Below are 19992 nucleotides of genomic sequence, written 5' to 3' on the forward strand. Positions count from 1 at the left end.
ATTGACGAGTTCAGTCTTTTGTATTAAGATGGTTTCATGTATCATACTAAATTTTAACTTTATAAAGAGGTAGAATATTGAAACGAATTTTATCAACGTGGAATCGCACCAGCTTATTGAAACGAATTGCCATTGGTGTTGTCTGTGGTGCTGTTCTTGGTTTGGTCCTTCCCAAGCTTACTATCATTGGTCTCCTAGGAAAATTGTTTGTTGGTGCTTTGAAGGCTATTGCCCCTCTTTTGGTCTTTGCCCTAGTCGCTAACGCTCTGTCACAAACACGTGAAGGACAAAAATCCAATATGACCACTGTTATCGGTCTCTATATGTTTGGTACCTTTGCCGCTGCCCTAACTGCTGTTATCTCTCATTATCTTTTTCCTATCAAATTGACTCTATCTGGTGCAGCGACCAAGGCAGCTTCAAGCCTTTCTCAATCACCTAAAGGGGTGGGAGCTGTCTTTCAAGCTTTGCTTTTGAAGATGGTCGATAATCCTATCCACGCTCTAGTTGAAGCTAACTATATCGGAGTTTTGGTTTGGGCAGTTGTCTTTGGTTTTGCCATGCGAACAGCCAGTCAGCATACCAAGGAATTACTTAATACGATTGCTGAGGTAACTTCACAGATTGTTCGCTGGATTATTAATCTAGCTCCTTTTGGGATTCTAGGCTTGGTTTTTACCGCCATTTCAGAGAATGGGATTAGTGTTCTTTCCAGATATGGTATTTTAATCCTTGTCCTAGTGGGTACTATGGCCTTTGTTGCTTTAGTTGTCAATCCAATCATTGCTGTTATCATGATGCGTCGCAATCCTTATCCTCTAGTTTTACGTTGTTTGAGAGAATCTGGTGTGACGGCCTTCTTTACTCGCTCATCGGCTGCCAATATTCCGGTCAACATGAAGCTTTGTGAGGATCTTGGCTTGGACCCAGATACTTATTCGGTTTCTATTCCTTTAGGGTCTACGATCAATATGGCTGGGGCCGCTGTCACTATCAATGTTTTGACATTGGCAGCGACCTCAACTCTGGGGATTCATGTAGATTTTGCGACAGCTCTGATTCTGAGTGTAGTGGCTGCTATTTCAGCATGTGGGGCATCTGGGGTAGCCGGTGGCTCATTGCTTTTAATTCCAGTTGCTTGCAGCTTGTTTGGAATTGATAATGATACGGCCATGCAGGTGGTTGGAGCTGGATTTATCGTTGGTGTTATTCAGGATTCCTGCGAGACTGCTCTCAACTCTTCAACCGATGTTCTCTTTACTGCGGTTGCTGAACTGTCAGCTTGGGGAAGAAAAAAATCGGCCGATAAAAGAGTTAAACTTTAGCTATATTTAATTTAAGAAAAGAGCTCTGATCACGGTCAGGGCTCTTTTCTTAAGTTACTTTGGGAATTAGCTAGTCTACTGAGAGATTATTATAACTGGTTATAGAAAAAATCTAAGCTGATGAGTTGATCAAATATGCTATAATGAAGGGCAGCAAGAATGAAAAGAAGAAGGATATCTATGGCAAATAATTTATTGGTCTTACAATCAGATTTTGGTCTCGTTGACGGGGCTGTTTCGGCTATGATTGGGGTTGCTTTGCAGGAAGCTGATGATTTGAAAATTCATCACCTGACTCATGATATTACCCCCTATAATATTTTTGAAGGCTCCTACCGTCTCTTTCAAACGGTGGAATACTGGCCTGAAGGGACAACCTTTGTTTCTGTTGTCGACCCAGGCGTCGGGTCTGATCGCAAAAGTGTTGTTGCTCTGACAGAGAAAAATCAGTATATCGTTACCCCTGATAATGGGACTCTATCTTATATAAAAAAACATATCGGCATCAAGGCCGTTCGTGAAATTTCTGAGCTGAAAAATCGTCGTGAAAATACGGAACTTTCCTACACTTTCCACGGTCGGGATGTTTATGCTTATACTGGTGCTAAATTAGCTTCGGGGCACCTCGCTTTTGAGGATGTTGGGCCAGAACTTTCGGTTGAGGGAATTGTTGAACTGCCAGTTGTTAAGACTGTGCTTGAGAAGAATCTGATTCGTGGAGCCGTTGATATCTTAGATGTCAGGTTCGGATCGCTTTGGACGTCCATCAGAAATGACGAGTTCAATACTCTGAATCCCCAATTTGGTGACCGTTTTGAGGTAACTATTTTCAATAATGATATGTTGGTATACCAAAATCAGGTAACCTACGGGAAATCATTTGCGGATGTACGGATTGGACAACCGATTATTTATATTAATTCACTGTATCGTGTTGGGCTGGCCATCAATCAGGGGTCCTTTGCCAAAGCCTACAATGTTGGGGTTGGCCCCCAGTGGCGTATTGAAATTAAAAAGATTTAACTGAAGGAGGTTTCTATGACAAATCATTCTATTAAAACTGTTGTAGCAACAGGAATTGGTGCAGCTCTTTTCGTAATTATTGGTATGTTTATCAATATTCCGATTTTTGGAAATACCAGTATTCAGTTGCAATATGCGGTGCAAGCCCTATTTTCGATTATTTTTGGACCTGTAGCAGGCTTTTTTATCGGCTTTATTGGCCATGCCTTAAAGGATGGGATTCAGTATGGTAATATCTCCTGGGCCTGGGTTTTGGCCAGCGGTCTGATTGGTTTAGGTATTGGTTTTTTCCGCCGTTTCTATGATGTCAGTAAGGGGAAATTTGCTCTTAAAGAATTGATTGGGTTCAATTTGGTTCAGATCATTACCGTTTATATCGCTTACGGGCTCATTTGTCCGCTTGGCGATCGCTTGATGTATAAGCAGGCTTGGTCCTATCTCTTTGCTCAAGGATTTATTGCCGGGACGGCTAATGTTCTGACGATTGCAATCGGTGGCACTATACTGTTGACTGTTTATGCTAAGACCCGAGTTCAGTCGGGAAGTCTTTCAAAAGATTGATTATGAAGCCAATTATTGAATTTAAGGATTTTTCTTTTAAATATGATGCCCAAAAGGAGCCGACATTAAGGTCTCTTAACTTGACTATTGAAAAGGGGGAAAAGGTTCTGATTATCGGACCGTCTGGTTGTGGCAAATCAACTCTGGCTCAGACTATCAATGGTATTATTCCCAATACTTATCAGGGAGAGAGTACTGGTAGTTTGATGATTAATGGTCGGCCTGCTTTTCATAGCTCCATTTATGAAAAATCTCACTTGGTCAGCACGGTCTTGCAGGATACTGACGGTCAATTTATTGGCTTGTCCGTAGCGGAAGATGTGGCCTTTGCTTTAGAAAATGACTGTTGCCAACAAGCAGAAATGATTCAAACGGTTCATAACTGGGCAGATAGGTTAGAACTTTTGGATTTGTTGGATTATCGTCCACAAGATTTATCCGGTGGTCAGAAGCAGCGGGTCAGTTTGGCAGGGGTACTGATTGATGAGAGTCCAATTTTGCTTTTTGATGAGCCTTTAGCTAATTTAGATCCAAAATCTGGTCAGGATACCATTGCTCTTATTGACCAACTCCATCAGGAGACTGGTGCGACGACCTTAATTATTGAGCACCGTTTAGAAGATGTCCTTTATCGCTCGGTGGACAAGGTCGTTGTGCTGAACGATGGTCAGGTACTTTTTGAAGGGACTCCGGATCAACTTTTAGCCTCAGAAATTCTGGCTGAGAATGGCATTCGTGAGCCTCTTTACATCACGGTTTTACGTCAGTTAGGACTGGATGTGGCAAGTTTATCGTCTCTTTCAGATTTAGAGAATATGAATCTTCCTCAGATTGATTTTGCCGGACAAGGGATTAGTCGGTCTAGTCAGCCTAAGGAGCCTCTTTTAAGTGTTAATCAGCTTAGTTTTGGCTATAGATTCAATTATCCTATATTGAAAGCAATCCACCTAGACCTAGCAAGAGGAGAACGCATTGCTCTTGTTGGTAAAAATGGTGCTGGAAAGTCCACCTTAGCCAAAGCTTTGACCAAATTTGTTGAAGCTGATGGTGAATTTCTTTGGCAGGGACAGGATATTTCGAATGATTCGATCAAGGAAAGGGCCAGCCGAATTGGTTATGTCCTGCAAAATCCTAATCAGATGATTAGTCAGACCATGATTTTTGATGAAGTTGCTAAGGGATTGCGTCTGCGGGGACTTGGGGAAAAAGCAGTAGAGGAAAAAGTTTTTGCCAGTTTAAAAACTTGTGGGCTTTATGAGTTTCGTCAGTGGCCGATTTCAGCCTTATCTTATGGACAGAAGAAGCGAGTTACTATTGCTTCTATTCTAGTTTTAGAACCGGAAATTATTCTGTTGGATGAACCAACGGCTGGTCAGGATATGCAGCATTATACTGAAATCATGGATTTTCTGGATGAGCTCAATCAAGCTGGGCAAACGATTGTCATGATTACCCATGATATGCAATTGATGCTGGATTATTCAGACCGCTGTTTGGTGATAGCAGATGGAAAGATTTTGGCTGATAAATCTCCTATAGAAGTTCTCTCGGATCGAGATCTGTTACGGAAGGCTAACTTGAAGGAAACCAGCATCTTTCGGTTGGCTGATAAGCTAGGACTGGATCCTCTGGCTTTGAGTCAGTTTTACCGTCACAGGAAGGAGGAGCTTACTGGTGGCAAATAAATTTATTGGTTATCGTCAAGGCCAGGGTTTTCTCTACCAGCTATCTGGTAGCAGCAAGATGATTTTCTTCATTCTAGTCTCCATTGCCTGCATGGCTACTTATGATACTCGCTTTATTTTGATGCTTGGCGTTTGTGCTGTATTTCTCTTTCGTTGGGCTAAGATTAAATGGGCAGATATTTCTTTTGCTATGACAGTAGTTTTTTTGATTGCCTTGTTTAATTTACTCATGGTCTACCTTTTTGCTCCGTCCTATGGGGAGGAAATCTATGGGGCTAAAACGCTATTATTTGCCGGCTGGGGACGATTCTATGTTACCAGTCAGGAGCTTTTTTACCTTTTTAATCTGATTCTTAAATATTTTTGCACAGTTCCCTTGGCGATTCTCTTCTTAATGACTACCCATCCCAGTCAGTTTGCTGCCAGTCTCAATCGAATTGGTCTGCCTTATAAATTGGCCTATTCTGTTAGTCTAGCTTTGCGCTATATCCCCGATGTTCAAGAGGAATTCGGTATGATTAAGTTGTCACAAGAAGCGCGTGGCTTGGAATTGTCTAGGAAGGCCAATCTAGTCAGTCGGATTAAAGGCAATTTACAGATTGTCATTCCTTTGATTTTCGGTTCTTTAGAGCGGATTGATACCATAGCGACAGCAATGGAATTGCGGCGTTTTGGAAAGTATAAGAAGCGGACTTGGTATCAGGCTCAGCCGATGACTGGAAAAGATTGGTGGGTTCTAGTTTTAGCTTTTATTATTTTGCTTTGCAGTCTAGCTTTAATATTTTGGAATCATGGGCGGTTTTATAATCCTTGGACTTAATCGATTTATACTCATTAAAAGCAAAGGTTGATTCTGCCTTTGTCGTTAGGATTGGTGATGGTTAATAACGCCTTAAGAAGTATTTGTAGCTATATTAGTCTATTTTATCGTTTGTAGGAAGAGTCTGGGACAAACCGCGATGATTGTTGTGCAATCACCCACAAAGCATTGTAATCCCTGAAGATTACGTATAAAAAGTCCAAACTCGTTAGCATTATTCTAGATTTACCAAATTGACGCAGTGGTTGATTGCGGTACTTATGTCGGGCGCATTCCTATTTTCAGGTGCCCCCTTAAACAGTCACTGGACTGTTTAACTACCATGCAAGTGACAGCGGCCAACCTGTACCTAATGTGATGAACTTTGTTTATCTTATTTGTTTAGATTTTCCGCTTTGACCTTGTGGCAAAAGGGAAAACAATCAGCAGTGTTTCATTGGTGCTAAAGCACCTCATGAACTGTGCAGGAGTAAGATTTCTTGGCATAGCCAAGAAATCTTACTCCCAATCACTGTGTCAAACTGTTATTACTGCAAAAAAATAGAAGGCTGGGATACTTTTTTCCCAGCCTCAGGTTTGTTCTATCATCCATTGCTTGATCTATCATTTTTAAATGGTTGTTGAATATAGCTGAGCTGATGTTCAAATACGTTTTTCCCAACAGCTTAGGGAATGCAGTTCTATCGGTCTAACAACTTGGATGATTGATAAGACCCTAAAGGCAAAGAGCCTTGACCATAGTACATCAACTCATGGTCAGGGCCCTTTGTCTTTTTATTTATTTTAAGTAGTTGAGATAGTCGTACTTTTCAAAGGTATCAGAACTAGCGACTGCAACGATGGTCGCTTGCTCTGGGAAAATAGTGTCAGGATTAATGTCTGTGTTTAGTTTGGCGTCTTTTCGGAGCCGATAGCCGATGACATTGAGATCATATTTATCACGCAGATTGAGTTTGGCTAGCTCTTTATTCTGCCAACTATCGGGTAATTCAAATTCTACGATAGAAACCCCTTCTTCCAGATAAAAGATATTATGAATACGATGCCGCATCAGGGTTGAAGCGAGTGTGCGACCAGATTCTCGTTCAGGTGAGATCACACGATTGGCACCGATTTCGTAGAGTACTTCTTCGAAGGTTTCATTTTTAGCTTTAGCGGCTATGTAGGGAACCCCCAGCTTTTTACAATGCATGATAGCTAAGACGGAGCTTTCTAGGTTGTTTCCTGTTGCAATGATAACTTGCTGGCACTGGTCAATTCCGGCATCCCTGAGAGTCTCAATATTGGTAATATCGCCTATAATGGCTTTGCTGACTAAATCGGCAATATCTTGTACATGGTTGGGTTTGTTATCAATGACGATAACTTCTTCACCAAACTTGGCTAGTTTTTCAGCCAAAGTGGCCCCAAAAATTCCCAAACCTAAAACACCAATAATTTTTTCTGACATAAAAAATTCCTCTTAAAATAAAATTTAGACGGAAGCATTCTATCCAGTATTAGATAGAAGCACCTAGTATTCTCACCTTTTAACCCAGAGTAAGGTCAACACGGGCATAATTAATTGTTTGCTTGGACTTTTGTCTTAAACTAAGAAGCACAGTGATTGGCCCGACTCGCCCAAAAAACATCAAAGCCATGATGACCCAACGACCAGCTGTTGATAAATGGCTGGTAACATCCATCGAAACACCGACAGTTGCGAGAGCACTGCAGGCTTCAAAGAACAGCCTAAAAGGGGAGATATTTGGTTCAAATTCTAGCAAACAAATATAGCCAATGACTAAAATGACAAAAAAGAAGATGAGGATAGTCAAAGTTTGTTTAACAATACGAGTTGGAATAGTACGGTTATAAACGCTGACTTGAGTTTGTCCCAAAAATTCCGATCGAAAGATAAGGAAGGTAATAGCGGTTACGATGACTTTGAGCCCTCCGGCTGTACCACCTGGAGCCCCACCAATTAGCATTTGAATCATAAAAATAAAGTTAACAGCATTGCCAGCCTTGGTGTAGTCAATTGTTGCAAAGCCAGCTGTCCGCATAGTGACTGTCTGGAAGAAGCTGACGAGAACTTGGTGATAGAAACTTAGGCTTCCAATAGTGCCAGGATTATCTTGCTCTAAAATCCAAGCCAGCAGGGTACCAATGACGAGGATGATTGCTGTGGTAGTGAGGACCAAGCGAGTTTGAATAGTTAAATTCCTCTTGAGGAGGCTAAGTTTATGGGGAGACGCCTTGAACCAAGATTTAGCAAGGTCAATCAGAGCCATCCAATTGCGAAAACCCAATCCACCCGAAATAATGGAAAAGGCTACGACTAAGTTGACAATCCAGTTGAGCTTGTAATGAATCAAGCTGGTTGAGCCAAGATTATCAAAACCGGCATTACAAAAAGCAGAAACAGCTAGGAAGAAACTGTTAAAGACACCGTTCTGCCAGCCAAACCTTGGAACGAAATCAATCATTAAGGTTAGGGCGGCGAGACATTCGATAGCGAAGGTGATTTTGTAAATCCGAAAAAGATAGTGCCTGAGATCAGCACTGGAATTATTGCCGATAGAAGATTGAAGGATTTCCTGTTGTCTGAGGGACATCCGTCTGTTAATACTATAATAGCTAAAGGCGATCAGGCTGACCAGCCCTAATCCTCCGATTTGCATCAGGCACATCACGAGAAATTGTCCCAAACCATTATAAACATCTCCAATAGGAAAAACAGAAAGTCCGGTCACGCAAACCATGGACACTGTGTTAAACAGATGGTCTAAATAGCTTGTGGCAGGGGCATTATCGTATTGTGTAATTGGCAAGGATAAAAGCAGACTGCCAATCAGGATAACAGAAATAAAGCTGGCGCTAATTTGCTGAGCAACAGATAAATTTCTAATAACATTAAACTTTGTCATAGGTAAAAGGACTCCAATCAGAGGGGCTTCTTATTTGGAAGACCAGCCTTTCGAGGATACTTCTTGGGAGTCTCTTTCTTTTTTTCGAGGACTATGAGAGTGCGGCTGTCTCCATTAGGTAGTTGATAAGTGTTATTGGATTGAACCTTGGCAAATAAGAGGCTAAGAGCTTGCTTGGCTTGGTCCAGTTCCTGATCAGCGGCAGTGGCTTTGAGGGCCAATAATTTGCCGCCAATCTTAAGGAAAGGGATGGTTAGCTCAGAGAGAACCTGCATTCTGGCGACAGCTCGGGCAGTGACAATATCAAAGCTGGCGCGAAAATCTTTATTTTGTCCGAAATCCTCGGCTCGTCCATGAAAGAAATGGACTCCTGTCAGCCCTAAGCCTTTTACAACTTCATTAAGGAAGTTAATTCGCTTATTAAGAGAATCAATAATGGTCACCTCAATCTCGGGACAAAGTATCTTGATAGGGAGGCTGGGAAAACCAGCTCCAGCTCCGATATCTAATAAGCGAAGAGGACGATTCTTGATTAACCCTTGTAGGACAGGTGCGATGGAATCATAGAAGTGCTTGAGATAGACGTCCTTCTTATCAGTGATAGCTGTCAGATTGATTTTCTCATTCCAAGTCACTAGCAATTCAAAGTAGTCTTCAAACTGCTTTTTCTGCTGTTCTGATAGGGTAAAGCCTTGGCTGGCTAGTAACTCGTAAAATTCTTGTGGTGTCATTTTTCTCCCTCAAATTGAATAATAGCTTTATTTTACCACTGTAGGTCTCAAAGCTCAATAAAAGAAGACTAAGCCTACTTGTTCTGCTGTCAGTTTTGTCAGGATTTTGATGAGAGTGAAAGAAATCCATTTGTCCGACTATCTCCTCTTAGCAATTTTTGCTATAATAAAGATGATCGTGGAGGGATTTGAGAATTTTTCTTGTTGATCATCCGGACGATTTTTTTGATTTGAACTTAGTTTAATTTATAAGAGTTTAGATGATGTTTTAAAATGGAGGACAATTTATGTTATGGATTATAGTTGCCTTAGTGGCAGTTTTAGTACTTTTGGTCATTATCAGTTACAATGGCTTGGTGCGTTTGCGGATGCAGACTCAAGAAGCTTGGAGTCAAATTGATGTGCAGCTCAAACGTCGTAACGACTTGATTCCAAATTTGCTGGAAACAGTAAAAGGCTATGCAGCCTATGAAGAAAAAACCTTAATGAAGATTTCGGAATTACGGGCACAGGTGACGCAAGCAAAATCTCCTGCTGAAACAATGCAGGCCAGTGACGCTCTTACGAAACAGGTTTCTGGGATTTTTGCGGTAGCAGAAAACTATCCTGATTTGAAGGCTAATACCAGCTTTGTCAAATTGCAGGAAGAACTGACTAATACAGAAAATAAAATTTCCTATTCTCGCCAACTCTATAACAATACAACTGCTAACTACAATACTAAGTTGCAAACTTTCCCTAGTAATCTAGTGGCTGTTATCTTTAGCTTCAAACCTGTTCAGTTTTTGGAAACAGCTGAGAGCGAAAAGGCTGTTCCAAAAGTTGATTTTAATCTATAGGAATTGCCTATGTTATATCAACAGATTGCTTCCAATAAGCGCCGTACCTTTGTGCTACTGATTCTTTTCTTTGCGCTTTTGAGCCTAATTGGGGCGGCCGTTGGCTATCTCTGGCTGGACAGTCTAGTTGGAGGAACGATCATCGCCCTCATCATTGGAACTATCTACGCCGTTTCCATGATTTTTCAATCGACCAATGTCGTTATGTCCATGAATAATGCTCGTGAAGTGACGGCCCAGGAATATCCTGATTATTACCATGTTGTTGAGGATATGGCTATGGTGGCTCAAGTCCCTATGCCCCGAGTCTTTGTTGTGGACGATCCTTCCCTCAATGCCTTTGCAACAGGATCTTCTCCAGAAAATGCTGCTGTAGCTGCAACTTCTGGTATTCTTGCAGTCTTAAACCGTGAAGAATTAGAAGGGGTGATCGGGCATGAAATCAGTCATATCCGCAATTATGATATTCGAATTTCTACGATTGCAGTAGCTCTAGCTTCTGCAATCACTCTGATTTCTAGTATCGGTGGCCGCATGATGTGGTGGAGTGGCGGTCGCAGCCGACGTTCCAACAATCGTGATAGCAGCGGCTTAGGAATTATCCTGCTAGTCTTTTCTTTGGTAGCTCTGATTTTAGCTCCCTTGGCTGCCAGTCTGGTTCAGTTGGCTATTTCTCGCCAGCGGGAATATCTGGCGGATGCCAGTTCGGTAGAGTTGACCAGGAATCCACAAGGGCTTATCAACGCTCTTAAAAAGTTAGATCAATCCCAGCCTATGCAGCAGCATGTGGATGATGCCAGCGCAGCTCTCTACATCAACGACCCTCAAAAGAAAGGTGGGATGCAGGCTCTCTTCTTTACTCACCCACCGATTGCGGATCGAATTGCGCGACTGGAGGCAGCTTAAAAGTTTTGCTCTCGAAAGAGGGATAACGGATAAGACTTGCGTGAGCTAACTCTGGATAAAATTTAGAGGTTGCGTCCTTTTATCTTGAATATAACAAATCAAGTCGCCCGTGTAGGGCGATTTTTGTTTTATTGTAAAGAGATTGAAAACTATTTCTGTTATATTAAGAGCAATCATTTTTGGGAGAATCGAGATCATCCTAGTGATTATTATCCAATACCCTTTGAAAATGAAAACATTGGGTCGTTGACTTCAGCCGCCTGCACTTTGTCTCGCGACACGAACCAAAGCAATCAATGCTATGGCGGTAGGTGAGTTGCGATATTTGTTTACTTCAGTCTATGTTAGTAAAGTGACTAGGTCAGTAAGGTTGCTAGGCTAGGTGGGTAAAATTGTATCAGGCAGATGTTCAAGAAACGATTGTCTTATTTTGTTTAATAAGTGAGAAGCAGCAGGTCCTAATCCACTTGTTAGTTTCGTTCGGTCATACTAAGGAGAAAGATGTTTAATATTGCAGAATTAAAGAAGAATCCAGAAGGACTTCATTTCGACCAAGAGTTAGATATTAAGTCGCTGCTTTTAAGTCGAAATTCGGAGATTATTGATGTTAAAGACGTTAAAGCCAAGGGATTGGTAGGTTTTGACGATGGGCTTTTTTTGCTCAATTATGATTTAACTTATCAATTGACCTTACCGTCTAGTCGTTCAATGGAACCGGTCGCTTTTGATAATAGCTACTTTGTTTCAGAAGTATTTATTGAAGCCAGTCAGGCTGAGGCTAAGAAAGACTTGGTTGATGAAGATATGGTTCTGATTTTGGAAACTGATACCATTGATCTAGAAGAGAGCGTTGTTGATAATATTCTACTCAATATTCCGCTCAGGGTTCTAACGCAGGAGGAGGCTGCGGATGATAGTCTGCCAGCGGGTAATGACTGGTCGGTTTTAACAGAATCGCAATATCGGGCATTACAGGAGAAAAATAAAGAAGCTAACAATCCCTTTGCTGCTTTGGATGGTCTTTTTGACCCAGATTAGTAGAGAATCGAATGTTTAGTTTATTTGGTGATTTAGCTGGCCTCAGATGAAAATGTGGATTAGCTAAGAAAAAGAAGGAGGTAGTGGATAATGGCAAAACGCATTCTATTAATCGAAGGCGAGAAAAGTTTATCAAGGTTGGTGTCCTTGAAGTTACAGGAAAAAGGCTATCAAGCATTTGTTAGTCAAAATGGTCGTTCTGGTTTGAAAATGGCATTAGAAAGAGATTTTGAATTGATTTTTATTGATTTCAAACTCTCAGATCGGGATGGCTTGAAACTCATGCAAGACATCAAGGAAGTCAAGAAGGTTCCTATTGTCTTGATGGTCAATCGGGAAGATGCGGAAAATTTACCCAAGACAGATGGTTTGACTGATGATTATCTGATTAAGCCCTTTGCTGTGGAAGAACTTCTGGACAAGGTTGATGAAATTTTTCAACGCAAAGGTCTGAAGCGGAAGCCTCCTAAGTCCAATCAAACAGCTTATCAGGATTTGATTATGGATGAGGCCAGCCGTTCGGTTATTCGCAGAGGAGAAGCCATAGCGTTGACAAAAAGAGAGTTTGCTCTTTTGTCGACTTTATTGCGACATATCAATACGGTTATGACACGTGAGGAATTGCTGGACTATGTCTGGAGTTATAGTGATGGCACAGTTGAGACTAATGTTGTGGATGTTTATGTTCGTTACCTCCGTGGAAAAATTGACATTCCCGGTCATGAATCTTATATCCAAACTGTTCGAGGTTTGGGCTATGTCATTCGAGAACGTTAGGGAAAAAGTTAGACAGGTTAGACTGAAAATTAGCGTAAAAATGGGATAAGATTAGGTTTGGCAGGGAGAGTCAATCCTTTTTTTATGTCCTAAAGTATGGTAAAATAAAGTATTACTAAAATATGATAGATTGGGGTGTTTTTATGCGTTGCCCAAGATGTAATAATAATAAATCTAGCGTCATTGACAGTCGTCAGGCTGAAGATGGCAATACGATTCGTCGGCGTCGTGAATGTGACCATTGTGGGACTCGTTTCACTACCTTTGAGCGAATTGAAGAAGTGCCCCTCTTGGTTGTGAAAAAGGATGGAACTCGGGAGCAATTCTCTCGTGATAAGATTCTCAATGGTATTATCCAAAGTGCTCAAAAGAGGCCGGTTTCCAGCACTGATATTGAGAATGTTATCAGTCGGATTGAGCAGAAAATCCGCAGTGAATACGATTCCGAAGTGTCTAGTGAGGTGATTGGCAATCTGGTCATGGATGAGCTGGCTGATCTGGATGAAATTACCTATGTCCGCTTTGCCAGTGTTTATCGTTCCTTCAAGGATGTCGATGAAATCGAGAATCTCCTTCAGCAAATTACCAATCGTGTTCGTAGTAAAAATAAGAAAAATAAGGTAAACGATGAAACCAATTGATGATTTTTCTTTTGTGAAAAATAATCAGGTCAGCAGGGATATGACCAATTTGATCAGGCTCTACCTGCCTATTATAGGCAGTGATGCTGCAGTGGTCTATCAATATCTGACCAGCTTTTATGATGGGGGAGGAAGAATTCATAAGTTCGCTGAAATCCTCAATCATACCCTCTTTGATCTGCCTCGCTTTGAAGCAGCTCTAGCGGTCTTAACTGGGATGGACTTGGTAGCACTTTATCAAGATCTTTCCAACTATGTCATTGAGCTGAGAGAGCCCTTGACAGCACAAGTTTTTCTAGCTAATCCCGTTTATCGTCGCTTATTGGAGAGTTATATCGGCGATGTAGCGGTAGCAGAACTGGAAATGGAAGATGGCAGTCACTTGCGTAATCTCTCTAAGAAATTTTCTGAAGTCTTTTCGGATAAGGGAGAAGTTGAACTACATCCTGTGCAGACCAAAACCAATTTTGATTTGGAAAGTTTCAGACAGCGGATGACTCTCGATGGCCTTTATTTTGCTAATGAAAAGCAGGATGTCATTGCTCTCAATAATATTTCTGAAAAGTTCCAGCTGACCTGGTTTGATGTTTATCAGCTAGCTAAAGAAACGTCTAGCCATCATAAGATTTTGCCCAAACGGATTGTTGTTAAGCTGCGGCAAGGACAAGAATCTCAATCTGCTGCATTTAGTCATGAAGAAGAAGTCATTATTCGAGAAGCCAAGGCTTCTACCCCTGAGAATTTCTTAGCTAAAGTTAAAACTGGCCTAGGGGCTGTAGCAACAACTGCCAAGGAAAAGAAAATCTTGGCAGATTTGGTAGAGATGGATTTCCTTGATGAGGTCATCAATATCATGGTTGTCTATTATTTTAAACGTAATAACTCGGCTACTTTGGGCAGGAATGCTATGATGAGCTTAGCGAATATTGTTTCCTCAAAAAAGGCGATTAGTGCAGAGTCTGCTTTGACAGTGCTCGGCCAACATAGTCAAGGTTATCCTAAAGGTAAAGATCAAGGGGTAGCTAAGCAGACAACCTCCAGTGTACCAGATTGGAGTAATCCAGACTATAAGGAAGAAACTAGTCCTGAGGAACAGGCAAAATTAGATGAAATGAAGCGGCAAATGCTTCAACGATTAGAAAAAGGAGGTGACTAGATGGAAAGTATCGGACAAGCCCTTAATCGGACAGGACATGCCAGTCAGGTTAATTTAGACGACTTGACCAATCAAATTATGGCAGATCAGGCGGTAGCTAGTTTTATTTCAGAGCACCAGCTAAGTCAGATAGAAATCAAGCGCAGTCTCCCCAAGTTCAATCAATTCTTGGTGGAGCGGCGGAAATTTCAAACAGGCGACAGCAGCTACATTGCCAAAGGTTATGAGCCCATTTTAACTATGAATGAAGGCTATGCTGATGTTTCCTACAAGGAAACCAAGGCCCTCAAGCAGGCTCAGGTGCAAAAGGCTATCGACGATCGCATCCATGTAGTCAGCTTGCCTAAATCCTATAAGAACATCACCTTTCAGGATGTTGATCTTACGGGGTCGCGTTCAGATGTCTTTCAGTATTTGGTCAATTTTGTTGATCACTATCCAAGTTCGGATCAAAAGGGACTTTATATCTACGGAGACATGGGAATTGGGAAGTCTTTTATCTTGGCAGCCATGGCCCATGAGCTGTCCGAGAAAAAGGCTGTTGAGACGACCATGCTGCATTATCCCAGCTTTGTTATTGATATCAAAAATGCCATCAATTCTGGCAGTGTCAAGGAGGAGATTGATGCTGTCAAGGCGGTCCCAGTTCTTATCCTAGATGATATTGGGGCTGAACAGACCACCTCTTGGGTTCGGGATGAAATTCTTCAAGTAATTCTGCAGCATCGGATGTTGGAAGAATTGCCGACCTTCTTCACTTCCAACTATAGTTTGGCTAATTTGGAAGCCAAGTTTGGTAATATCAAGGGAACTGATGAGTCTTGGCAGGCTAAGCGAGTCATGGAAAGAGTTCGCTACCTAGCTAAGGATGTTCACCTTTTAGGTGAGAATCGCCGATGATTTTGAAGGGAATGCTAGGGAAACGGCTCCTGGGCAAAGGGACTTGGTCCTGTTTCGCCTAGCTAAATTCCTTTACCGGAAAGCATTGCTTGGCTCCCTAGGAGCTAGATTTATAAATAACTGACTCTTTTACCTATAAGTCAGACAAGAAAGGAAAACAAATGGCCTTACCAACTGTGGCTATTGTGGGTCGTCCTAATGTGGGGAAATCGACCCTTTTTAATCGGATTGCGGGTGAACGCATTTCCATTGTTGAAGATGTGGAAGGGGTAACCCGAGACCGAATTTATACTAAAGCGGAATGGCTTAATCGCCAGTTTTCTATTATTGATACAGGCGGTATCGATGATGTCGATGCTCCCTTTATGGAACAGATCAAGCATCAGGCGGATATTGCTATGACTGAAAGTGATGTCATCGTCTTTGTTGTTTCCGGCAAGGAAGGTGTGACAGATGCCGATGAATATGTAGCCAAGATCCTTTATCGCACCCACAAACCGGTTATTCTGGCCGTCAACAAGGTGGATAATCCGGAGATGCGTAACGATATTTATGATTTTTATGCACTGGGCTTAGGGGATCCTTACCCTCTTTCCTCTGTTCACGGCATTGGGACTGGTGATATTCTCGATGCCATTGTTGAAAGTCTTCCAGTCGAAGAAGACGATGATAATCCTGATATTATTAAGTTCAGCCTAATCGGCCGTCCTAATGTTGGGAAATCCAGCCTTATCAATGCTATGCTGGGTGAAGAGCGGGTAATCGCCAGCCCTGTCGCTGGAACTACGCGGGATGCTATTGATACGGACTTTGTTGATGATGAGGGCCAAGAGTACACCATGATTGATACTGCAGGTATGCGGAAATCTGGGAAGGTCTACGAAAACACCGAAAAGTACTCCATTATGCGTTCGATGCGGGCAATTGACCGTTCGGATGTTGTCCTCATGGTTATCAATGCCGAGGAAGGTATCAGAGACTACGATAAACGAATTGCTGGCTTTGCCCACGAAGCCGGTAAGGGAATTATCATTGTGGTCAATAAGTGGGATACCATCAAGAAGGATAACTATACAACCAGCAAGTGGGAAAAAGATATTCGGGATAATTTTCAATTCTTGAGTTATGCTCCAATTGTCTTTGTCTCTGCGGAAACAAAGCAGCGCCTGTACAAGTTGCCGGAACTGATTAAACGCATTAGTCAGAGTCAAAACACGCGGATTCCATCTGCTGTGCTTAATGATGTGATTATGGATGCGGTTGCGATTAATCCAACGCCGACTGATAAGGGCAGGCGCCTGAAAATTTTTTACGCAACTCAGGTTTCGGTCAAGCCGCCGACTTTTGTTATCTTTGTCAACGAAGAAGAACTTATGCATTTTTCTTATTTACGCTTTTTAGAAAATCAAATACGCGAAGCCTTTACCTTTGAAGGAACACCTATTCATTTGATTGCTCGAAAGCGAAAATAAGCTCAAGTGAAGCTGGAAGCCGAAAGATGCTTCTTTGCAACTGTATTTGCATTGTCGGATAGTATCAACGGTTTAGTAACACCAAATGCGTGCTGATTGGTCAAGCGTAAAGATTGAGTAAATTAGTGGAGACGGCCCATTTGTTTACTTAAAATAGTCAGGAATTATTGAGGTTCTGATAAAATAACAGCAAGAAGAAGCAGGTTACTGGTGCTCAAATGATTCACAATGTTTCTCGTAGCAATCGGCTATTATGTCAAAATCGATCGCTAGCGCAGGGGTGGGATGATCAGGTTGAACTGTGAAAAGCTAGTTGGATAGCTCTATTAAGCCAAGCTTACATCTAATGATATTCTCACGGACATTCTTTCACAGACTTGCTACTTTTGCAATGCCTACAATCGTCTGTTTCTTAACAGCACGAAGCTAAGGCTCCTAAGAGTTCTGAGAAATGGCTCTGTTATCTGATAAGCAGCGAGCACATAGAGCAGGAAGTAATCGAAAAAATGTTGTGGGCTTCTTTGAACCCTTGGTCAAGAAATTACTATGGAATGCGCTGTCGAACTTAACCAATTGCTTTCTTTTAAAATGGAGGCTCGATTGAATGAGTTCAATCGTGACTGTAAGACAGGACTGGGATTGACTTTCTCGGTCTTTTACTTTTGTTATTATCAATGTTTGTGCTTCAAATCCTGTTAGAAATAATTGCCTGTTTTTAAAGTTTTAACTTGACTGATAGCGGACTTCAAGGTGTAAAATGGGGATGAAATTCCTAAAGGAGGTCATTATCATGGAATATGTAAAATTAGGCGCAACAGGTTTGGACGTTTCTAAGTTTTGCTTAGGCTGTATGAGTTTTGGGGATGCCACACGGGGATTTCACTCGGGCTGGCTTCTTGATGAGGACCAGAGCCGTGTCATTATCAAGAAGGCTTTAGATCTAGGTATTAATTTCTTTGATACGGCTAATGTTTATGCGGCCGGCAGCAGTGAAGAGTACCTAGGGCGAGCTATTCGTGATTTTGCTAATCGTGAAGATGTCGTGCTCGCAACCAAATGCTTTTTCAGTGATTTACCTAATGGTAAAAGTAAGCCCAACAACCATGGTCTGTCACAAAAGGCGATTTTCCATCAAGTTGAGCGTAGCCTCAAGAGATTAGGAACCGATTATATCGATATCCTCTACATTCATCGCTGGGATTATCAGACACCGATTGAAGAGACTATGTCCGCTCTCAATGATTTGGTACGCAGCGGTAAGGTTCGCTATCTAGGAGCTTCAGCTATGTATACTTGGCAATTCCAAAAAGCGCAATACATTGCTGAAAAGAACGGCTGGACCAAGTTTGCTGTCATGCAAAATCACTACAACCTTCTCTATCGTGAAGATGAGCGTGAAATGATACCTTTTTGTCGGGAGACAGGCGTTGGCTTAGCTCCTTACAGTCCTTTGGCATCAGGCCGTGTCGTGCGCGACTGGACAGCTGATACGGCCCGCAGTAAGACGGATACAACGGCCCAAAGCAAATACGACAGTACACAAGAGCAAGATATGGCGATTGTTAAACGGGTCGCTGGACTCGCCGACCAATATGATGTCACCCGCACGCAAATCGCCTTGGCTTGGTTGTGGCAAAAAGGTATCCACTCACCTATTGTCGGTGTCACTAAGGAAAAGTATTTGGATGACTTTATGGGAGCTTTTGACCTTCACTTAACTCAGGAAGATATGGACTACTTGGATGAAAATTACCTGCCCCACAAGGTTGTCGGAGCTTTGTAATAAAATGAATTTAACCCTATACGACCTCTATCAAAAGATGTTGGCTCACATGGGGCCGACCAACTGGTGGCCAGCTGACAGTAAGCAGCAAATTATTATTGAAGCTATTTTGATTCAAAATACAACAGAGCGCAATGCTGTTCGTGCGTCACAGCTGATTAGAGCCCAGACTGATTACGATTTCCACCGTATTCGGCAGCTGCCGCTGGAAGATTTGGAGGGACTGGTTCGGCCAGCCGGCTTTATGAAGAATAAGAGTAAGGCGATTAAAACATTAATTCAGTGGTACTTATCTTATGATCAAGATTCTGAGGCCATTGTGGCGCAGTACGGTGAGACCCTGCGTAACACTCTTCTCCAGCTGCATGGTGTTGGTCCTGAAACAGCTGATGTGCTGCTGACTTATATTTTTGATCAGCCGCAATTTATAGCAGACAAGTATGCTCGTACGCTTTTTAGTCTCTTAGGTGTCGAGGGACTGACCAGCTACCAAAGTTTGAACCGCCAGCTGTCAAGACTGCCAGATCCTTTTACTTATCAGGACGCCCAAGAATTTCACGGCTTGATTGATGAGTTTGGTAAAGTCTATTTTCATCCCATTGATAATTTTCAGGACAGTTTTTTAATGGGGGACTGTCTAGACTGGGCAAAGATAAATGCCAATTCAACACAAAAATAAGCAGTAGAGCATTAACAAGATAAAGGGAGAGTGTTATCTAATGTGTCTATGTCAAAGAGTCTGGAACCGCTTTGGGTTCCAGACTCTTTTATGCTGATTGACAGGACGCCGGCTTCTCTAGTCTTGCTCATAATCCCTGAAAAGTTTGCTTTCTCGAAACTTTTTAATAGGCTGTGGTTGGTCGTTTTTCTTCACTAAGTCTTTTTCCAGCCATTTCATGTCATACCAATGTTCAAATTTATAGCCTGAATTTTTGAAATGCCCGATCTCCTTAAAGCCTAGATGCTTGTGGAAGTTTAAGCTTTTATTGGTGAGATAGTCATCTGGATGCTCAGTTGTCGCGATGCAGGCCAGAATGGTCAAAATTCCTTGAGCTTTGAGACAAGTTTCTAAATGTTGGTAGAGAAGCCGGCCGGTTCCTTGGCCCTGAGCATAGGAGTCTAGGTAGATAGTGACTTCTGCCAGCCACTGGTAAGCCTCTCGTTGGTGAAAAGGCGAGGCATAGGCGTAACCTAGAATTTGGTCGTCCTGTTTGGCTATTAAATAAGGATAGGTTTGGCTAATGCTTTGCCAACGCTGGCTAAATTTTTGCAGGTTTGGAACTTGGTATTCAAAGCTGATAGCTGTTTTTTCGACATAAGGTGCATAAATAGCTAGGAGCTGAGGCAGGTCAGCTTCTTTAGCGTTTTGGATGATTATTGACAAGGCACTCTCCCTTCGTTTTCTTCTAGTATAGCATAAGCTTTG

The 19992-nt window shown here is 42.0% G+C and carries 19 protein-coding genes; 15 read left to right on the plus strand and 4 right to left on the minus strand.

The annotated features are described in order from the left end of the window. Window positions 1–77: 77 nt before the first annotated feature. The 5 genes from sstT (at window position 78) to ACFSN5_RS02575 (ending at window position 5414) form a co-directional block, all read left to right on the plus strand. On the plus strand, window positions 78–1325 hold the full coding sequence (sstT, locus tag ACFSN5_RS02555) for a serine/threonine transporter SstT (RefSeq protein ID WP_165329213.1): 1248 nt from the start codon (window positions 78–80) through the stop codon (window positions 1323–1325). Between the two features lie 180 nt (window positions 1326–1505). After that, window positions 1506–2348 carry an SAM hydrolase/SAM-dependent halogenase family protein gene (locus ACFSN5_RS02560; protein ID WP_165329212.1) on the plus strand — a complete coding sequence of 281 codons (843 nt, stop codon included), beginning with the start codon at window positions 1506–1508 and terminating at the stop codon, window positions 2346–2348. 15 nt (window positions 2349–2363) lie between these two features. Further along, window positions 2364–2909, plus strand: a complete 546-nt coding sequence (locus ACFSN5_RS02565) for an ECF-type riboflavin transporter substrate-binding protein (protein ID WP_165329211.1) — start codon at window positions 2364–2366, stop codon at window positions 2907–2909. 2 nt (window positions 2910–2911) lie between these two features. Continuing rightward, window positions 2912–4594, plus strand: a complete 1683-nt coding sequence (locus ACFSN5_RS02570) for an ABC transporter ATP-binding protein (RefSeq protein WP_165329210.1) — start codon at window positions 2912–2914, stop codon at window positions 4592–4594. Next, window positions 4584–5414 (plus strand): energy-coupling factor transporter transmembrane component T family protein, encoded by an 831-nt coding sequence (locus ACFSN5_RS02575; protein ID WP_165209170.1) that lies wholly within the window; start codon window positions 4584–4586, stop codon window positions 5412–5414. The genes ACFSN5_RS02570 and ACFSN5_RS02575 overlap by 11 nt, the downstream gene beginning before the upstream one ends. 778 nt (window positions 5415–6192) lie before the next feature. On the opposite strand, the gene ACFSN5_RS02580 is transcribed toward ACFSN5_RS02575, so the two are convergent. The 3 genes from ACFSN5_RS02580 to rsmG form a co-directional block, all read right to left on the minus strand. Continuing rightward, the gene (locus tag ACFSN5_RS02580; RefSeq protein ID WP_165209173.1) at window positions 6193–6864 is read right to left on the minus strand and encodes a potassium channel family protein; all 672 of its coding nucleotides are present in this window, start codon (window positions 6862–6864) and stop codon (window positions 6193–6195) included. Between the two features lie 79 nt (window positions 6865–6943). Further along, window positions 6944–8323: a TrkH family potassium uptake protein gene (locus ACFSN5_RS02585; RefSeq protein ID WP_165209176.1), complete on the minus strand. Its 1380-nt coding sequence runs from the start codon at window positions 8321–8323 to the stop codon at window positions 6944–6946. A gap of 17 nt (window positions 8324–8340) precedes the next feature. Then, window positions 8341–9054 carry a 16S rRNA (guanine(527)-N(7))-methyltransferase RsmG gene (rsmG, locus tag ACFSN5_RS02590; RefSeq protein WP_165209179.1) on the minus strand — a complete coding sequence of 238 codons (714 nt, stop codon included), beginning with the start codon at window positions 9052–9054 and terminating at the stop codon, window positions 8341–8343. A 287-nt stretch (window positions 9055–9341) separates the two neighbouring features. On the opposite strand from rsmG, the gene ACFSN5_RS02595 reads away from it, so the two are divergent. The 10 genes from ACFSN5_RS02595 to ACFSN5_RS02640 all read left to right on the plus strand — a co-directional run bounded on the left by ACFSN5_RS02595 (window position 9342) and on the right by ACFSN5_RS02640 (window position 19245). Next, window positions 9342–9893 carry a LemA family protein gene (locus tag ACFSN5_RS02595; protein ID WP_165329209.1) on the plus strand — a complete coding sequence of 184 codons (552 nt, stop codon included), beginning with the start codon at window positions 9342–9344 and terminating at the stop codon, window positions 9891–9893. 9 nt (window positions 9894–9902) lie between these two features. Then, window positions 9903–10799, plus strand: a complete 897-nt coding sequence (gene htpX / locus ACFSN5_RS02600) for a zinc metalloprotease HtpX (protein ID WP_165329208.1) — start codon at window positions 9903–9905, stop codon at window positions 10797–10799. 501 nt (window positions 10800–11300) lie between these two features. Continuing rightward, on the plus strand, window positions 11301–11837 hold the full coding sequence (locus tag ACFSN5_RS02605; protein ID WP_165329207.1) for a YceD family protein: 537 nt from the start codon (window positions 11301–11303) through the stop codon (window positions 11835–11837). Window positions 11838–11927: 90 nt separating this feature from the next. Further along, window positions 11928–12614: a response regulator transcription factor gene (locus tag ACFSN5_RS02610; RefSeq protein ID WP_165329206.1), complete on the plus strand. Its 687-nt coding sequence runs from the start codon at window positions 11928–11930 to the stop codon at window positions 12612–12614. 143 nt (window positions 12615–12757) lie between these two features. Further along, complete coding sequence (gene nrdR, locus ACFSN5_RS02615; RefSeq protein WP_004225597.1) at window positions 12758–13255, plus strand: transcriptional regulator NrdR; 498 nt, start codon at window positions 12758–12760, stop codon at window positions 13253–13255. Then, complete coding sequence (locus ACFSN5_RS02620) at window positions 13242–14411, plus strand: helicase DnaB (protein ID WP_165329205.1); 1170 nt, start codon at window positions 13242–13244, stop codon at window positions 14409–14411. Before nrdR ends, ACFSN5_RS02620 begins: the two co-directional genes overlap by 14 nt. Then, a complete protein-coding gene (gene dnaI, locus ACFSN5_RS02625) occupies window positions 14412–15311 on the plus strand; it encodes a primosomal protein DnaI (RefSeq protein WP_165329204.1) in 900 nt (299 codons plus the stop codon). It begins immediately after the preceding gene. Between the two features lie 161 nt (window positions 15312–15472). Beyond that, the gene (gene der / locus ACFSN5_RS02630) at window positions 15473–16783 is read left to right on the plus strand and encodes a ribosome biogenesis GTPase Der (RefSeq protein WP_165329203.1); all 1311 of its coding nucleotides are present in this window, start codon (window positions 15473–15475) and stop codon (window positions 16781–16783) included. 790 nt (window positions 16784–17573) lie between these two features. Beyond that, the gene (locus tag ACFSN5_RS02635; RefSeq protein ID WP_165329202.1) at window positions 17574–18566 is read left to right on the plus strand and encodes an aldo/keto reductase; all 993 of its coding nucleotides are present in this window, start codon (window positions 17574–17576) and stop codon (window positions 18564–18566) included. Window positions 18567–18570: 4 nt separating this feature from the next. Then, the gene (locus tag ACFSN5_RS02640) at window positions 18571–19245 is read left to right on the plus strand and encodes an endonuclease III domain-containing protein (RefSeq protein ID WP_165209197.1); all 675 of its coding nucleotides are present in this window, start codon (window positions 18571–18573) and stop codon (window positions 19243–19245) included. A gap of 117 nt (window positions 19246–19362) precedes the next feature. Here ACFSN5_RS02640 and ACFSN5_RS02645 read toward each other — a convergent pair whose 3' ends face one another. Beyond that, complete coding sequence (locus ACFSN5_RS02645; RefSeq protein ID WP_165329201.1) at window positions 19363–19950, minus strand: GNAT family N-acetyltransferase; 588 nt, start codon at window positions 19948–19950, stop codon at window positions 19363–19365. Window positions 19951–19992: the final 42 nt, after the last annotated feature.

The organism is Streptococcus tangpeifui (assembly GCF_044503215.1).
Classification (GTDB): Bacteria; Bacillota; Bacilli; order Lactobacillales; family Streptococcaceae; genus Streptococcus; species Streptococcus tangpeifui.

Excerpts from the sequence above, each read along its gene's own strand:
- ACFSN5_RS02560 (WP_165329212.1), top strand. The coding sequence starts at position 1,506 with ATGGCAAATAATTTATTGGTCTTACAATCAGATTTTGGTCTCGTTGAC.
- ACFSN5_RS02565 (WP_165329211.1), top strand. The coding sequence starts at position 2,364 with ATGACAAATCATTCTATTAAAACTGTTGTAGCAACAGGAATTGGTGCA.
- ACFSN5_RS02570 (WP_165329210.1), top strand. The coding sequence starts at position 2,912 with ATGAAGCCAATTATTGAATTTAAGGATTTTTCTTTTAAATATGATGCC.
- ACFSN5_RS02580 (WP_165209173.1), bottom strand. The coding sequence starts at position 6,864 with ATGTCAGAAAAAATTATTGGTGTTTTAGGTTTGGGAATTTTTGGGGCC.
- ACFSN5_RS02585 (WP_165209176.1), bottom strand. The coding sequence starts at position 8,323 with ATGACAAAGTTTAATGTTATTAGAAATTTATCTGTTGCTCAGCAAATT.
- rsmG (WP_165209179.1), bottom strand. The coding sequence starts at position 9,054 with ATGACACCACAAGAATTTTACGAGTTACTAGCCAGCCAAGGCTTTACC.
- ACFSN5_RS02595 (WP_165329209.1), top strand. The coding sequence starts at position 9,342 with ATGTTATGGATTATAGTTGCCTTAGTGGCAGTTTTAGTACTTTTGGTC.
- htpX (WP_165329208.1), top strand. The coding sequence starts at position 9,903 with ATGTTATATCAACAGATTGCTTCCAATAAGCGCCGTACCTTTGTGCTA.
- ACFSN5_RS02605 (WP_165329207.1), top strand. The coding sequence starts at position 11,301 with ATGTTTAATATTGCAGAATTAAAGAAGAATCCAGAAGGACTTCATTTC.
- ACFSN5_RS02610 (WP_165329206.1), top strand. The coding sequence starts at position 11,928 with ATGGCAAAACGCATTCTATTAATCGAAGGCGAGAAAAGTTTATCAAGG.
- nrdR (WP_004225597.1), top strand. The coding sequence starts at position 12,758 with ATGCGTTGCCCAAGATGTAATAATAATAAATCTAGCGTCATTGACAGT.
- ACFSN5_RS02620 (WP_165329205.1), top strand. The coding sequence starts at position 13,242 with ATGAAACCAATTGATGATTTTTCTTTTGTGAAAAATAATCAGGTCAGC.
- dnaI (WP_165329204.1), top strand. The coding sequence starts at position 14,412 with ATGGAAAGTATCGGACAAGCCCTTAATCGGACAGGACATGCCAGTCAG.
- der (WP_165329203.1), top strand. The coding sequence starts at position 15,473 with ATGGCCTTACCAACTGTGGCTATTGTGGGTCGTCCTAATGTGGGGAAA.
- ACFSN5_RS02635 (WP_165329202.1), top strand. The coding sequence starts at position 17,574 with ATGGAATATGTAAAATTAGGCGCAACAGGTTTGGACGTTTCTAAGTTT.
- ACFSN5_RS02640 (WP_165209197.1), top strand. The coding sequence starts at position 18,571 with ATGAATTTAACCCTATACGACCTCTATCAAAAGATGTTGGCTCACATG.